Annotated in this window: 13 protein-coding genes and 1 pseudogene; 5 read left to right on the top strand and 9 right to left on the bottom strand. The window is 74.5% G+C overall.

Annotated elements, in window-relative coordinates; translation table 11 throughout:
• Positions 1-21 precede the first annotated feature (21 nt).
• The 6 genes from ACSNOB_RS11730 to ACSNOB_RS11705 all read right to left on the bottom strand — a co-directional run bounded on the left by ACSNOB_RS11730 (position 22) and on the right by ACSNOB_RS11705 (position 6,492).
• Positions 22-1,293 carry an adenylosuccinate synthetase gene (locus tag ACSNOB_RS11730; RefSeq protein WP_436686691.1) on the bottom strand — a complete coding sequence of 424 codons (1,272 nt, stop codon included), beginning with the start codon at positions 1,291-1,293 and terminating at the stop codon, positions 22-24.
• Entirely contained in the window at positions 1,290-2,249 is a 960-nt protein-coding gene (locus ACSNOB_RS11725) for a hypothetical protein (protein ID WP_436686690.1), read from the bottom strand. Before ACSNOB_RS11725 ends, ACSNOB_RS11730 begins: the two co-directional genes overlap by 4 nt.
• A gap of 9 nt (positions 2,250-2,258) precedes the next feature.
• Entirely contained in the window at positions 2,259-3,233 is a 975-nt protein-coding gene (locus ACSNOB_RS11720) for a serine/threonine protein kinase (protein ID WP_436686689.1), read from the bottom strand.
• Positions 3,230-3,982, bottom strand: coding sequence for an NUDIX hydrolase (locus ACSNOB_RS11715; protein ID WP_436686688.1), 753 nt, complete (start codon positions 3,980-3,982; stop codon positions 3,230-3,232). The genes ACSNOB_RS11720 and ACSNOB_RS11715 overlap by 4 nt, the downstream gene beginning before the upstream one ends.
• A 96-nt stretch (positions 3,983-4,078) precedes the next feature.
• Entirely contained in the window at positions 4,079-4,894 is an 816-nt protein-coding gene (locus ACSNOB_RS11710) for a MaoC/PaaZ C-terminal domain-containing protein (RefSeq protein WP_436686714.1), read from the bottom strand.
• 242 nt (positions 4,895-5,136) lie between these two features.
• Positions 5,137-6,492, bottom strand: a complete 1,356-nt coding sequence (locus tag ACSNOB_RS11705; RefSeq protein WP_436686687.1) for a 3-oxoacyl-ACP reductase — start codon at positions 6,490-6,492, stop codon at positions 5,137-5,139.
• 55 nt (positions 6,493-6,547) lie between these two features.
• Here ACSNOB_RS11705 and ACSNOB_RS11700 point away from each other — a divergent pair, with 55 nt between their 5' ends.
• Together ACSNOB_RS11700 and ACSNOB_RS11695 are read left to right on the top strand one after the other, a co-directional pair.
• Positions 6,548-7,840, top strand: a complete 1,293-nt coding sequence (locus ACSNOB_RS11700) for an acetyl-CoA C-acetyltransferase (RefSeq protein WP_436686686.1) — start codon at positions 6,548-6,550, stop codon at positions 7,838-7,840.
• Positions 7,841-7,968: 128 nt separating this feature from the next.
• Positions 7,969-9,855 (top strand): collagen-like triple helix repeat-containing protein, encoded by a 1,887-nt coding sequence (locus tag ACSNOB_RS11695; protein WP_436686685.1) that lies wholly within the window; start codon positions 7,969-7,971, stop codon positions 9,853-9,855.
• A 252-nt stretch (positions 9,856-10,107) separates the two neighbouring features.
• Here ACSNOB_RS11695 and ACSNOB_RS11690 read toward each other — a convergent pair whose 3' ends face one another.
• The gene (locus ACSNOB_RS11690) at positions 10,108-10,584 is read right to left on the bottom strand and encodes a hypothetical protein (RefSeq protein ID WP_436686684.1); all 477 of its coding nucleotides are present in this window, start codon (positions 10,582-10,584) and stop codon (positions 10,108-10,110) included.
• A gap of 317 nt (positions 10,585-10,901) precedes the next feature.
• Between ACSNOB_RS11690 and purB the strand changes: the two genes are divergently transcribed.
• Positions 10,902-12,326: an adenylosuccinate lyase gene (gene purB / locus ACSNOB_RS11685; RefSeq protein ID WP_436686683.1), complete on the top strand. Its 1,425-nt coding sequence runs from the start codon at positions 10,902-10,904 to the stop codon at positions 12,324-12,326.
• A 99-nt stretch (positions 12,327-12,425) separates the two neighbouring features.
• On the opposite strand, the pseudogene ACSNOB_RS11680 reads toward purB, so the two are convergent.
• Positions 12,426-12,993: pseudogene (locus ACSNOB_RS11680) on the bottom strand (YbjQ family protein).
• A 23-nt stretch (positions 12,994-13,016) separates the two neighbouring features.
• Positions 13,017-13,700: a S1 family peptidase gene (locus ACSNOB_RS11675; RefSeq protein ID WP_436686682.1), complete on the bottom strand. Its 684-nt coding sequence runs from the start codon at positions 13,698-13,700 to the stop codon at positions 13,017-13,019.
• 414 nt (positions 13,701-14,114) lie between these two features.
• On the opposite strand from ACSNOB_RS11675, the gene purS reads away from it, so the two are divergent.
• Positions 14,115-14,378, top strand: a complete 264-nt coding sequence (purS, locus tag ACSNOB_RS11670; RefSeq protein WP_436686681.1) for a phosphoribosylformylglycinamidine synthase subunit PurS — start codon at positions 14,115-14,117, stop codon at positions 14,376-14,378.
• On the top strand, positions 14,375-15,058 hold the full coding sequence (gene purQ, locus ACSNOB_RS11665; RefSeq protein WP_393101901.1) for a phosphoribosylformylglycinamidine synthase subunit PurQ: 684 nt from the start codon (positions 14,375-14,377) through the stop codon (positions 15,056-15,058). The genes purS and purQ overlap by 4 nt, the downstream gene beginning before the upstream one ends.
• Positions 15,059-15,127: the final 69 nt, after the last annotated feature.

Below are 15,127 nucleotides of genomic sequence, written 5' to 3'. Positions count from 1 at the left end.
CGAGTCGCGAGACTCGCGGGATCAGCCCGACCCGCCGGGACCGACCAGGGCCGGCGGGGCGAGCAGCGGACCGCGCGGGACCTTGTCCCCGGCGGTGGGGCCGCGCGAGGTGAGCACCACCGGCGCGCCCAGTTCCGCGTGCACCGCCTCCGCCCAGTCGGGCGGCGGGGCGTCGTACACCGGGCGGGAGCGCAGCAGGCGCTCGGTGAGCGCGGCCTGCCGGTCCAGGTCGCCGGGCGGGCCCGGCGTGAGCCGGTCGGTCCAGTCGTAGCGGCGGCAGATCCGCAGCCCGGGACCGGCGAGGTCGAGATGGGTCAGCGCCAGGCCGTCGACCCCGCCGGCGGCGTCGAGGGCGTACCGGTGGGCGACCGCGTCGAAGTGGCCGAACCGGAAGCGGCCCTGCCACGGGTTGGTCGGGTTGTGCGGGTCGGCCAGCGGCAGGGCCCCGTCCTCGGTCACCAGCGGCCCCGGCCCGTGCCGGGTGGTGACCACGCGCAGCACCCCGATCCGGGTCGCCGCGCCCGCCTGGCCCGCCTCGGCGAGCAGGCTGTCGGCGTTGGCGAAGGTGGTGGTGCTCCACGTCGTGTACGGGTGGAAGCCGTGCCACTCGTCGAGCAGCACCCCCTGCGCGCCCTCGAAGACGCACGTCCCGGCGCGCAGCGCCCCGGCCAGCCAGCCCCGGTCGACGATCGCCACCCGCCCGGCGAACCCGGTGAACGCGGGCAGGCAGTCCTCGACCGGCGGCGCGTCCAGCGGGCCGAGTTCGGCGGTCAGCCGGTCCCGCAGGGCGGCCAGCCGGCGGCGCAGCAGGGCCGGGGCGCGGCAGTCGGCCACCCGGGGCGCCTCGTCGGGGTGGGCGAGACCGTACGCCACGGCCTCGCCCACCCCCAGCCCGCAGGAGCCGTGCCGGTCGGCTCCCCGGGCGATCTCGCGGGCCCGGTTGGCGGCCCGGTGGTACGGGGTGGCGAGCAGCGCCTCCCCGTCCACGGTCAGCCGGTCGAGCGCGTCGGGCACCCCGACCGAGGCGAGGTGGTCGGCCTCGGCGGCCAGCGCGAGCGGGTCCACCACCACGTGCCGCGACAGGTGCGTACGGACGCCGGGGTGGAACGTGCCGGCGCCGAACTGCGCGAACGTGTGGTGCCGCCCGTCGCGCAGCACGACGTTGTGCGCCGCCTGCGCGCCCCCGTTGAAGCGGACCACCGTGTGCACGGGCCGGGTGGCGCAGAGCCAGTCCACCACCGTGCCCTTGCCGGCGTCGCCGAAGCCGAGGTCGACCACCGCCACGTGGTTCACAGCCGGGTCACCTCGCCGCCGGTGTCGCGGAAGGCGGGCAGCGTCGACACCTCGGCGCGCCGTCCCCCGCGGAGGCGGGCCAGCGCCTTGGACACGGTGCCGGTGGCGGCCGAGCCGACCCGGTCGAGGTCGCGCAGGCCCTCGTCCAGGTCGATGGCCTGTTCGCCGAGCCCGACGGTGAGCGCGATCGTCTCGCAGACCGCGTCGAGGTCGTCCAGCACGACGGCGTTCTGCCCGAGCAGGTCCCGCCAGGAGTCGAGCACCTTGGCGTTGCCGGAGTAGTGGCTGCCGGCGGGGAGCAGGTAGTAGGTGTCCCAGCGGCGGGTCAGCTCGTCGACGATTTGCCGCAGCGGCACGTCCTCGCGCAGGTCGTCACCGATGACGCGGGCCACCTCCCGGGACTTCACCTGCGGGTACGCCAGCTCGTCGCCGATGATGAACAGGTAGCCGCGCCGGCCGCGCTTCTCCCAGGAGTCGGTCACGGTGTGCCGGGCCATGAAGTACATGGCCAGCTCGTACGACTCGGTCATCTGCCCGCCGCCGCCGCCCTCCAGCACGATCCGGCCGAGGTCGTCGTCCATCCGGTTGTCCGACTCGAACTGCCCGACCTGCAACGGCACCCGGTCGCAGGTGGCGTCGCCGATCGCGCCGAACATGATCTGCGGGTCGCTGGCGTAGCCCTGCCGCTGCAGCAGCCCGAGCAGCTGCGGCAGCTTGGTCTGCAGGACGCGCGGCACGTTGCGCATCGAGCCGGTGACGTCGAAGAGCACCGCGATGGGCGTCGACCGGGGGTGCTCGTCGGAGTCGCGGCTCTCGCGCATCGCGTCGCGGGGGTCGAGGGCGGGGTGCACGGTGCGCGCCCCGCTGTCGCTGTAGGAGAACGCGCTCTTGCCGGTGGTCCGGCGGTAGCGGTCGGCGGCGTCGTACACGTCGGTGGACCACATTCCACTGCCCATGACAGCTCCTTAGGGGGTGAGGGTGAAGGGTCGGAAGGTGCGCGGCCCGTAGAGCCGCTCCAGCACCTCGTCCAGCTCGCGCAGCAGGCGCCAGGCGTCGTCGGGCCGGGCGTCCAGGGACCGCTGGCGGCAGCCTCGCGCGAAGTCGTGCAGCTCGCGGGGCGCGCGCGGCCCCATCAGCCAGCTCATGCACGCGCTGGCCATCGCGATGTCGGTGCCCGGCCCGCAGGGCCGCCGCCGGGGGATCTCGTCCGGGTACCACCGCGCCTCGTAGCCGGGCACCAGCGCGGGGATCGTGCTGCCGACGGGCGCGGAGAAGCACCAGTCGACCAGCACCACGCCGTGCCCCTCCGGCTCGATCAGCACGTGCGGCGGCAGGACCGCGCCGTGCACGACGCCCGCCCGGTGGGCCAGGCCGAGCGCCACCAGCAGCCGGCGCCACATCCAGGCCACGTCGCGGGCGTCCAGCCCGTCCGGGTACGCGCGCCGCACCTCGTCGAGGTCGTGCAGGCCGGGCGCCGTGGCGAGCACGTTGATCCGCCGCTCGGCGCCGGTCGCGGCGTCCCGGTGCCGGAAGTCCTCGACCAGCCGGGGCACGTACGGCAGGTAGCGCGGGTCGCCGCGTTCGGCGATGGTGCGCAGGGCGTGCGCCTCGCGCGCCATCAGGTCGTTGTCGGTGGGCCGCCGGGGCAGCTTGAGCAGCCGGTCCGCCCCGACGTCGTAGAGGTCGGCCAGGTCGCCCGAGTGCGCCGGCGTGCCGAGGCGGTAGTCGCCGAGGACGGTGACCTGCCGGGCCCGCCAGCGGGTGGTGACCTGGACGAACGCGTCGGTGGCCGCGGCGCGGACCGCCGGGTCGGCCGGCAGGCGGTCGGGGTGCAGGGCGGCGACCAGCTCGCGGTAGCGCCGGGCCGGCTGGTCCGTGCCGAACAGGTCGGCGTCGGTGCGGGCCGCCGTGACCAGGCGGATGGCTTCCGCGGTCCTCACCGCACCGATTCCTCCCGGGCGGGGCGCAGCAGCGCCGGGTGCAGCAGCCGGGCGTCGCCGGCCCGGTAGAGCTTGGCGCGGGGGCCGCCGCGGGCGCCGCCGCGCTCGGTGCTGGCGCCGGTGCTCTCCACGAAGCCGGGCACGGAGAGCACCTTGCGGTGGAAGTTGCCGGCGTGCAGCGGGTGCCCCCAGACCGTCTCGTAGACGGCGCGCAGCTCGCTGACGGTGAACTCGGGGGCGAGGAAGCGGGTGGCGAGCGGGGTGTATTCCAGCTTGGCGCGGGCCCGCTCCAGCGCGTCGTCGATGATCCGGCCGTGGTCGAAGGCGAGCTGCCGGCTGGTCAGCGCGGTCACCGGCAGCCAGGCCGCCGCGTCGGCGTCGCTGCCGGCGGCCGGGTCCGGCAGGTCCGGCGCGAACGCGAGGTGGGCGACCGAGACGACGCGCATCCGCGGGTCGCGGTCAGGGCTGCCGTAGCTGGCGAGCTGCTCCAGGTGTACGCGGCGCAGCCCCTCGCCGCCGAGTCCCGTCTCCTCGGCCAGCTCCCGCCGGGCGCCGGCCGCCAGGTCCTCGTCGGGGCGGACGAAGCCGCCGGGCAGCGCCCAGTGCCCCGCGAACGGCGGCTCGCCGCGCCGGATCAGCAGCAGGTGCAGCGCGCCGTCCCGGATGGTCAGCGCCACCACGTCGACGGTGACCGCGACCGCCGGATAGGCCCGGGGGTCGTACGCGGCCAGGAACTCCCGCTCGTCCACGTCGTCCCTCTCATGTTGAGAACATCTCGATCTGAGAAGAACTTAGCGCACGAAGCCGCCCCTGCCAAGCCCGGTGTCCGGATCGGCGGGGGCGGCTCAGCGCACGAGACCCACCAGGTGCGGGCGACCGCGCAGGTCGTGCAGGGCGAATCCGCCGTCCGGCAGCCGCGTGAAGCTCACCGTGCCCGGCAGCGGCACCGGCAGCTTGAAGGCCACCTCGACGGTGTAGGCGTCGGGCAGGCGGTTGTCCAGCGCGGCCAGGCAGCGGGCCTTGCTCCACATCCCGTGCGCGATCGGCCGGGGGAAGCCGAACAGCCGGGCGCCGAGGCGGGAGGTGTGGATCGGGTTGCGGTCCCCGGAGACCCGCGCGTAGTCCGTGCCGACGCGGGGCTCGACCCGCCAGCGCGCGGAGCCGGCCGGCGCCGGGGACCACTCGCCCCGGCCGCGCCCCCCGCCGGTGCGCTCCCGGCCGAGGTACGTCGAGACGCCGCGCCAGACCTCCTCCCCGTCGACCGCGCCGACGAGCACCACGTCGATCTGCCGCCCCCGGTCGTGCGGGCGCAGGTGCTCCGCGTACGTGGTGAAGTCGAGGGTCTCGTCGGCGGTGACCGGGCGGTGCACGGTGATCCGGTTGCCGACGTGCACCACGCCGGTCAGCGGGATCGGGAACCCGGGCGCGGTCATCAGCCGCAGGGCCAGCGGGAACCCCATGACGTGCGGGTACGTGGCGGGCAGCCGGTCGGTGAGGCGGAACCCGCAGACCCGGTCGTAGTCGGCCAGGTGCGCCCGGTCGACGGCGACCCCGCCGACGGCCAGCTCCACCGCCGGCACGCCGGCCGACCGCCGCCCGCCGCCGAGGCCGGGCAGCGCGCCGAGCAGCGCCCGCCGGTAGAGCGCCCCGGCCGCCGGCATCCGGGGCAGCTCCACGCGCTCCCGGGCACCCGTCGCGGCGTGCCCGGCCAGGTCCCGCGTCACCTCGTCGGCCGGCCCGGAGAGGTCGTGCGTCTCCTCGACGCTCAGATCGTGGCCGGACGGCCCCGGCCGGCGGATCGCCGCCAGCGTCTCCTCCGGCAGCACCTCCGTGGGGCCGTCGATCAGCTCGTGCAGGGACAGGTCGTCCGCCGGGCCCTCCGCCGGTTCCCTCCGCCCGGCCATCACGCCCCCAGCAGGCTCTGGCCGCAGACCCGCACGACGTTGCCGCTGACCGCGCCGGAGGCCGGCCACGCCAGCCAGCCGATGGTCTCGGCGACGTCCACCGGCAGCCCGCCCTGCGACATGCTGTTCATCCGCCGGCCCGCCTCGCGCAGCACCAGCGGGATGCGCGCGGTCAGCCGGGTCTCGATGAACCCGGGAGCGACCGCGTTCACGCTGATCTGCCGTTCGCGCAGGACGGGCGCGAGCGAGTCGACCAGCCCGATCACGCCCGCCTTGCTGGTGGCGTAGTTGGTCTGGCCCCGGTTGCCGGCGATGCCGGCGATCGAGGAGACCGAGACGATCCGCCCGCCGGCCGGGATCAGCTCCCGCTCCAGCAGCACGTCGTTGATCCGCTCCTGGCTGGAGAGGTTGACGTCGAGCACGGAGTCCCAGCGTTCGGCGTCCATCCGGCCGAGGGTCTTGTCGCGGGTGATGCCGGCGTTGTGCACGACCACGTCGACCCGCCCGTGCCGGCCGGCGAGGTGCTCGGCGAGCCGGGTCGGCGCGTCGGGGGCGGTGAGGTCGAGCTGGACGGCCGTCCCGCCGATCTCGTTGGCGACCGCCGCCAGCTCGTCGCCGGCCGCCGGGACGTCCAGCGCGACGACGCGCGCGCCGTCGCGGGCCAGCACCCGGGCCAGCGCCGCGCCGATGCCCCGGGCCGCCCCGGTCACCAGGACGACCTGCCCGTCCAGCGGGCGGTCCCAGTCGGCCGGCGGCTCGGCCGTGCCGGTGCCGACCCGGACGACCTGCCCCGAGACGTACGCGGACCGGCCGGAGAGCAGGAACCGGAGGGTGGCCTCCAGGCTGGTCGACGTGCCGGCGTCGGCGTCCTTCGTGACGTACACGAGCTGGGCGGTGACGCCCCGACCGAACTCCTTGCCGATGCTGCGGGTCAGCCCCTCCAGGGCCCGCTGGGCGGTGGCCTCCCGCGGCGAGCCGCCCTCGGCGGGCGGGGTGCCGAGCACGACCACCCGGCCGCTGGGCAGCACCGACCGGGCGTGCGGGTGGAAGAAGTCGTAGAGCTGGCGCAGGCCGGTGGAGTCGGTGACGCCGGTGGCGTCGTACACGAGGGCGGCGAAGCGCTCGGTGGCTTGCACGGTGCCGGGGTCGCGCAGCTCGACCCCGGCGGCGGCGAGGATCTTGCCGACCGGCTCGGTGAGCCGACCCCCGGTCGCGGCGCCGAGCAGGACCGGCCCGGGGACGAGGGGGTCGCCGGGGGTGTGCCGGCGCAGTCGGGGCGGGTCGGGCAGCCCGAGGCGCTTGACCAGCGCGCGACCGGCCCCCGATCGGACGAAGCTCGCGTACCTGTCGGTCATAGGCGTAGCCTACTGGCGAGTAGGTTGAGGGCAAGCCCTTCGAGGAGGCGGGATCGTGCAGAGCATCCGGCGGGTCGCGGTCATCGGCGGCAACCGCATCCCCTTCGCCCGGTCCAACTCGCGGTACGCGAGTGCGTCCAACGCCGACATGCTGGGCGCGGCGCTGGACGGGCTCGTCGCCCGGTTCGGCCTGGCCGGCCAGCGGGTCGGCGAGGTGGTGGCCGGCGCGGTGCTCAAGCACGCCAGGGACTTCAACCTGACCCGCGAGGTGGTGCTCGGCTCGAAGCTCGACCCGCACACCCCCGCGTACGACATCCAGCAGGCCTGCGGCACCGGGCTGGAGGCGGCCATCCTGGTCGCCAACAAGATCGCCCTCGGGCAGATCGACGCCGGCATCGCGGGGGGCGTGGACACCACCTCCGACGCGCCGCTGGCGGTCAACGAGGACATGCGCCGCACGCTGCTCAGGCTGAACAGCGCCCGCACCCTCGGCGAGCGGCTGAAGATCGCCGCGAAGCTCCGGCCGCACCAGCCGTTCCGGCCCGAGATCCCGCGCAACGCCGAGCCGCGCACCGGGCTGTCGATGGGGGAGCACGCCGCCCGTACGGCGTTGCGCTGGCAGATCGACCGGCAGTCCCAGGACGAGCTGGCGCTGCGCTCGCACCAGCGGCTCGCCGCCGCGTACGACCGAGGGTTCTTCGACGACCTCCTGACGCCCTACCTCGGGCTCACCCGCGATGCGAACCTGCGCCCGGACACCAGCCTGGAGCGGCTCGGCGCGCTCAAGCCGGTCTTCGGCGCGAAGGGCCCGGACGCCGACGCGGCGACCATGACCGCCGGCAACTCCTCGCCGCTGACCGACGGCGCCTCCACCGTGCTGCTGGCCAGCGAGGAGTGGGCCCGCGAGCGCAACCTGCCCGTGCTGGCCTGGTTCTCCTGGTCGGAGACCGCCGCCGTCGACTTCGTGCACGGCGACGAGGGGCTGCTGATGGCCCCCGCGTACGCGGTGCCCCGGATGCTGGCCCGGGCCGGGCTGACGCTCCAGGACTTCGACTACTACGAGATCCACGAGGCCTTCGCCTCCCAGGTGCTGGCCACTCTGGCCGCCTGGGAGTCCCCCGAGTTCTGCAAGGACCGGCTCGGGCTGGACGCTCCGCTCGGCGCGATCGACCGGGACAGGCTCAACGTCAACGGCTCCTCGCTCGCCGCCGGGCACCCGTTCGCGGCGACGGGCGGCCGGATCGTGGCGACCCTGGCGAAACTGCTCGCCGAGAAGGGCAGCGGGCGGGGGCTGATCTCGATCTGCGCCGCCGGGGGCCAGGGCGTGACGGCCATCCTGGAGCGCTGAGGCCCGCCGGGACTGTGCGGCGCGGGTCGCCGGCCGGGCGACTGTGCGGATTCGCACCTGGACGCGGTGCCGGTCCGGTGGCCTAGCCTGGGGCAGCCCGTCCACTCCCCGACCGGAGGACCGCCCCGGTGTCTGCCGCCCCGACGTCCGTGCCCGATCCCCAGGCCCACCCCGCGTCGCCGTTCCCCGCCCCACCCGGGGGCGTCCGGATCGGCCGGAGCGCCCAGGTCGTCACCGCCCTGGTGCTGCTCGCGCCGGCGGCCGTCGCCCTGCTCTGGTCGTACGTGCTCCCGTCGGTCAGCACGCTCGTGAAGAGCTTCCAGCGGAGCCGAGGGCTGAGCGGGCCGACCGAGTCGGCCGGCGGCGACAACTACGCGCAGGTGATCGAGCGGGGTTTCCTGGGTGACCTGGGCTACGCGCTGCTCCTCGCGCTCGTGCCGCTGCTCCTCGCGCTGCTCGTCGCCCCGCTGCTCGCGCTCGCCGCGGAGCGGGCCGGGCGGGTGCCCCGCCTGGTGACCCGGGCACTGCTCGCGCTGCCGCTGGCCGCCTACGCCCCGGTCGCCGTGGGGGTGGCGTGGACCGTGGACCGGTTCGAGGCCGACCGGGACGCCTGGACGCAGTCGCCCACGCTGACCGCCGTACGCACCGTGGCGCTGCTGACGGCCGGGCTGGTGGTCGCGGTCGGCGCCACCGTCTTCCTCGCCGCGATGCGCCGCGGCCGCGGCGGCGGCCGTTCGGGCCTGGCGGCCCTGGCGGTCGGCGGCGTGCTCGGGCTGACCGTCGTCGCGGTGACCGTGCAGTCCTGGTCCCTCCAGTGGCCTTTCCTCGCCGCCCGGGGCGACCGGACCGGCCCGCTGGTGCGGACCGTCCGGGAGAGCCTGGTCCGGTTCGACCTCGGGGTCGGCGCCGCGGGCAGCGTGCTGCTGCTGGCGCTGCTGGCCGTGCTCGGCGTCCTGGCCGTCCTCCTGCTCCTGGCCACCCGGACGAGGATCGCCTTCACCGGGTGGCGCGACCACCCGGCGGGGGCCCGGACGGTCACCCCGGCCGGTGCCGCCGCGGGCGCTCCGGCGGGCGGGCGCAACCCGGTCGCGCTCGGTCTGCTGGTCGTGGGGCTGGTGGTGTTCCTCGGCGTGCTCGCCTACGTGCTGACGCCGTGGCTGCGGGCGCTCACCGCCGACGCGCCACCGCTGCCCTCCGGCGTCTCCACCGGCGCGGTCCAGGTCAACACCTGGCTCCCGCCGCTGGTCTCGACGGTTGTCGGGGTGGGCCTCGCCGCACTGGCCGGCTTCGCCATCGGCGGCCTGCGCCCGCTGGGCCGGGCCAGCGAGCTGCTCCTGCTGCCGTTCGCGCCCTGGCTCTTCGTCGGCGACGGCCCGCTGGCCATCGCCCACTTCATCCGCGCCCAGGAGAACGACCAGCTCAACACCTTCGTCGGGCTGATCCCGCCGGGCTGGCTCTCCGTCCCCGCGCTCGTGGTGTTCGCCCTCTTCTTCCGGGGCCAGCGGGAGCGCTGGGAGGCCGGCGGGCGGTTCGGGTCGACCATGCTGCTGCCCGCCCTGCCGATGCTGGCCGGCGCCGGGCTGCTGAGCTGGCTGGTCGGCGCGCAGAGCTGGCTGTGGCCGCAGCTGGTCGTCCGGGACGCCGAGCACGCGCCGGCGACGAACCTGGTCCTCCTGCGGCTCGCGGAGACGCTCGGCGACCCGGCGGCCGTGCGGGGGCTGGTCGCCCAGGTGCTGCCGCTGCCGATGCTGCTGCTGTTCCTGGTCGCGTTCCTGGCGTTGCAGCTGCTCTACCTCGATCGGCTCGTGATCGCGGCGGGCCGGGGCGAGGCCGGGCCGGCCGACGGGGCAGCGTCCGGCAGCGTCCTCCGAGCCGTCCAGGGCGTTCCGGGCGCCCAGGGCGTTCCGGGCGCCCAGGGCGTTCCGGGCGCTCAAGGCGTTCCGGGCGCTCAAGGCGTTCCGGGCGCTCAGGGCGTTCCGGGTGCCCAGGGCGTTCCGGGCGTCCGAAAGGACTGAGGTCGCGACGATCCGGGGGACGTGCTCGCGAGCCGGCGTGCGCCCCGCCCGAGTTCACGCCCGGGGGGTCAGCGCACACGCAGGGTGCGAGCACCTGCGGGCTCCATCCCGACCCCTGCTTCCCGTGCTGGCCTCCGCAGGGTGCTCCCGGCCGGGTCGTGCCGTCCTCACGGGCGGGCACGCCCGGCCGGATGCGGGGGCTCCGGCCGGGCCGCCGGCGCCCGCCCGGCCACCGGCGGGGCCCGGTGCGGCTCAGCTGATCGACGGTGAGCCCGTGAGCTCCCAGACCATGTCGCCCTCGCCGTCGTTGTTGATGTTGTAGGTCACCTTGCCGTCGGCGGTCCAGCCGCCGCTGCCGCTCGCGAAGCTGCCCCGGCCGCAGAAGTCGTCGCCCTGGTAGAGGGAGTTGATCGACGATGTCATCGAGCAGGAGGTGACGGCGATGTCGGCGTCGTTCCGCTCCAGGCGGACCTGGACCACGAACTTGTCGAACTTGTTGCTGCCCGCCTCGTTCCAGGAGACGTAGCCGTCGGCGAAGTGGCCGCCGTTGCGCGACACGACGCAGAGCTTCACCGTCACGTCGGCGTTGTAGAAATCGGTCGGGAACTCCTTGGTGTTGGTCTTGCACGCGGTGGCCGCGCTCGCCGGCGCCGCACCCAGCACCAGCGCGCCGCCGACGGCCAGCGCCGAGGCCATCGCCGCCGCGCCGAACTTGATCCTTCGGTTCATCCTCGGGCCTCCTGTCGTGCCGATCGGACGAGCGAGGGTGCCCCGCCCGTCGAAATCAATCGATGCAGAGACGTCCTGTGTAGACAGATGAGACACGGATGGCAAGAGCTTTCGGCGAAACCGCAGTGATCGATAATTTCCTACGGGGAGGGCTCCCGGCGGGGTCCCCGCTCCGGATCGCGGTGCGAAGGTGTACGCGATCACCCACCGCTCCGACGGCGTACCGGGTGGCGCCGGCACCCGGCCCGTGCGGCAGACCGGGTGGCCGCGACCCGCCCGGCGAAGCCCCCGCCTGCGGATACGAGAGAATGAGCTACGTGACGACGATCCCGAACGTGCTCGCCAACCGGTACGCCTCGCCCGAACTGGTCGCCCTCTGGTCCCCCGAGGAGAAGATCCGGATGGAACGGCGGCTCTGGCTCGCCGTGCTCCGGGCGCAGCGCGACCTCGGCGTGCCGGTGCCGGACGGCGTGGTCGAGGCGTACGAGGGAGTGCTCGACCAGGTCGACCTCGCCTCGATCGCCGAGCGGGAGCGGGTCACCCGGCACGACGTGAAGGCCCGGATCGAGGAGTTCAGCGCGCTCGCCGGGCACGAGCACGTGCACAAGGGCATGACCTCCCGGGACCTCACCGAGAACGTCGAGCAGCTCCAGGTGCGCGCCTCGCTGGAGCTGGTCCGGGACCGGGTGGTGGCCACCCTGGCCCGGCTGTCCCGGCTCGCCGTCGAGCACTCGGGCCTGGTCATGACCGGCCGCTCGCACAACGTCGCCGCGCAGGCCACCACGCTCGGCAAGCGCTTCGCGTCGGCCGCGGAGGAGCTGCTGATCGCGTACGAGCGGCTGGACGACCTGATCAACTGGTACCCGCTGCGCGGCGTGAAGGGGCCCGTGGGCACCGCCGCCGACCAGCTCGACCTCTTCGACGGCGACGCCGACAAGGTGGCCGAGCTGGAGCGCCGGGTGGCCGAGCACCTCGGCTTCTCCCGGGTGCTCGACAGCGTCGGCCAGGTCTACCCGCGCTCGATCGACCTGGCGGTGCTCTCGGCGCTGGCGCAGATCGCCGCCGCGCCCTCCTCGCTGGCCACGACGATCCGGCTGATGGTGGGCCAGGAGTTGGCCACCGAGGGCTTCAAGCCGGGTCAGGTCGGCTCCAGCGCGATGCCGCACAAGATGAACACCCGGTCCAGCGAGCGCGTCAACGGCTTCGCGGTGATCATCCGGGGTTACCTGTCGATGGTCGGCGAGCTGGCCGGCGACCAGTGGAACGAGGGGGACGTCTCCTGTTCGGTGGTGCGCCGGGTCGCCCTGCCGGACGCGTTCTTCGCCGCCGACGGGCTGTTCCAGACGTTCCTCACCGTGTTGGACGAGTTCGGCGCGTACCCGGCGGTGATCAACCGCGAGCTGGAGCGCTTCCTGCCGTTCCTGGCCACCACCAAGATCCTGGTGGCGGCGGTCCGGCGCGGCGTCGGCCGCGAGGTCGCCCACGAGGTGATCAAGGAGCACGCGGTCGCCGTAGCGCTCGCCATGCGCGAGAAGGGCGCCGCGGAGAACGACCTCTTCGACCGCCTCGCGGCGGACGGCCGTCTGGGCCTGACCCGGGGCGAGATCGACGCCCTCGTCGCCGACCGCACCGCGTTCGTCGGCGCCGCCCCCGCCCAGGTCGAGGCCGTCGCCCGCCGCGTCGCCGCCGTGGTCGACGCCCACCCCGAGGCCGCCGCCTACACCCCGCCCCCCATCCTCTGACCTTCCCCCAACCCCCGGCACCGCGCGCCCGGCCCGGAGCCGGCACCGCTCGCCGCCGCCCGGCCGGGTCGCACCGGCGCCGACCGGGCCGGCGGGTGGTCAGGAGTCGCGGGTGGGGGTCTCCGCCGCCGTGCGGAGGTTGGGGGCGCTCGCCGGCTCGGCGATGCCGCCCGGGGTCTCGGCGAAGGCGGGGTCGTGGGCGGTCTCCGCGGCGACCAGCGGCTGGTCGGGCGGCATGACGTCCGGCATCTTGGGCACCACGATCACCGCCGTGCCGTACGCGCAGATCTCCATCCACATCTCGCCGCAGTCGCGGCTGTCGAAGCGCATGCCCACCACGGCGTTCGCGCCGAGGCGGCGGGCCTCCTCGCCGAGCCGGGCCACCGAGTCGGTGCGCCACCGGGTCAGGTTGTCCGGCGCCATCGGGTCGTACGCGCCGCCGCGCAGGTTCTTGACCCCCTCGCGGTACGGGTTCCGCGTCCTGGCCATCGATGACACCACTTCGCCCAGGATCTGGCGGATCTCGTACCCGGGTAGTTGCTCCGTCGTCACGACCAGCACGTTTCCGATGCTGTCAGGGTGAGCGCGCGCCCGATCGCGAGCCGTGTTCACCTGATCGGATGCTGCAAAACGGCGCGGCGCGGACGGCCGGCGCGTCGCCGACCATCCGCGCCGCCGGGGCGCTAACCGTCAGACACCGGCCGTCTGGGTGATCCAGGCCCGGTTGTACGCGACGCTGCCGTAGTTCTGGATGCTCTGGCCGTCGGCGGTCGAGGCGACGCCGACCTGGCGGCCGTTGTAGAACTGCGGGCCGCCCGAGTCGCCCCGCCACGCGTTGCCGTTGATCCGGGTGCTGCGGATCGCCTGGCCGCCGTACGCGTCGGTGGCGCTGTTGCTGGTCACCTGGACGGACGCGGTCTTGAGCTGGGTGGAGGCCGAGCAGCCGCTGTAGCAGGTCATGCCCCAGCCGTAGATCGAGTTGGTCGAGCCGATGGGCGGGTTGCTGCTGGCCAGCGTGACGTAGCTGGTGCTCACCGAGCTGGACAGGCGCAGCAGGGCCAGGTCGTAGCGGCTGTAGCTGGCGCTGACCGTGCGGGTGACGCCGCCGGAGGAGCGGTAGACGCTGCCGACCCGGACGGACATCGTGCCACTGACGCAGTGCCGGGCGGTGAGCACCCACTCCGCGGCGATGATCGTGCCGGAGCAGGTGAACGAACCGTTGCTGAACACGGCGGCGGCCCACGGGGCGGACGAGACGGTGCTGCCGCCGATGATCGGCTGCGGGCCGGCCGGGGCGGCGACGGCGCCGGAGCTGGCGCCGAGCAGGCCGGCCGCTGCGGTGGCCAGCACCGCGATCATGGATCGGATGCGCATGTGGGGCTCCTTCGGGGATGGGCCCGGGTTCACCGGGTCGAGCTGTCGGCCGGCGGGCGGGGGTGGCCCGGCGGCCGTGCACGTCCGATCGACGTACGACGATGTACGGTAGGGCTCCTGAGATGTCGTTCACAAGAGTGTCATCGAAATTCTTCGATCAAACGCGATGGGGCGCGGCTGCCGGGGGTGGCCCCGGCTGTCCGGCGGAGTGGGGCGAAACGGGCCGGTCGGCAACGGAACCGCATCGGGATCGCAACGAACCCGCATCGGTCTTCCGGCCCCCGCGCCGAGAATGTGGATCACTGCCTGAACTGCGTCCGGCCGGTGCGTCCAGGGCCGGATCTGCCAGGTAGGCTGGCTGCGCTCGCCCGTTGTGGGTCGGCACCCAACTGCGTACACAGTCAGGAGTGCCCAGTGCCTCGCGTCGTCGTCGACGTCATGCTCAAGCCCGAGATCCTCGATCCCCAGGGCCAGGCCGTCGCAAACGCGCTGCCCCGGCTCGGCGTCAGCGACGTCGCCTCGGTTCGGATCGGCAGGCGGATCGAGATCGAGTTCACCGGTGAACCGGACCTGGACCGGGCCCGGGAGATCGCCGACAAGCTGCTCGCCAACCCGGTCATCGAGGACTTCACCGTCCGCCTGGTCGAGGCCGACGAGACCCCGGACGCCCGCTCGTGACCGCCCGGGTCGGTGTGGTCACGTTCCCCGGTTCGCTGGACGACGGGGACGCGGCCCGGGCCGTCCGCATCTCGGGCGCCGAACCGGTCCGTCTCTGGCACGGTGACCCCCGGCTGCACGGGGTGGACGCCGTCGTCCTGCCCGGCGGTTTCTCCTACGGCGACTACCTGCGCTGCGGCGCCATCGCCCGGTTCGCCCCGGTGATGGAGACGATCGTCGACGCGGCCCGGGGCGGCCTGCCCGTGCTCGGCGTCTGCAACGGCTTCCAGATCCTCTGCGAGGCGCACCTGCTGCCCGGGGCCCTGACCCGCAACCAGCACCTGCACTTCCGCAACCGGGACCAGGTCCTGCGCATCGAGTCGGTCGGCACGGCGTGGACGAACGCGTTCCAGCCCGGCCAGGAGGTGCTGATCCCGGTCAAGAACGGCGAGGGCTGCTACGTCGCCGACACCGCGACGCTGGACCAGCTCGAAGCCGAGGGCCGGGTGGTCGCCCGCTACGTCGGCGGCAACCCCAACGGGTCGCAGCGCGACATCGCCGCGATCACGAACCCCGCCGGCAACGTGGTCGGCATCATGCCGCATCCCGAGCACGCGGTGGAGGCGCTCACCGGCCCCTCCCTGGACGGTCTCGGCTTCTTCACCTCGGTGCTCAAGCACCTGGTGGGGGCGCCGGCGTGACCGTGCGCGGCGGCATCACCGGTCGGCTCACCCGCCCTCCGGGCGGCCTTGGGCGCAGCGAGGAGAGAT

The sequence above is a fragment of the Micromonospora sp. URMC 106 genome (assembly GCF_051386395.1).
Lineage (GTDB): Bacteria > Actinomycetota > Actinomycetes > Mycobacteriales > Micromonosporaceae > Micromonospora.
This window is presented reverse-complemented; position numbering and strand designations above follow the sequence as displayed.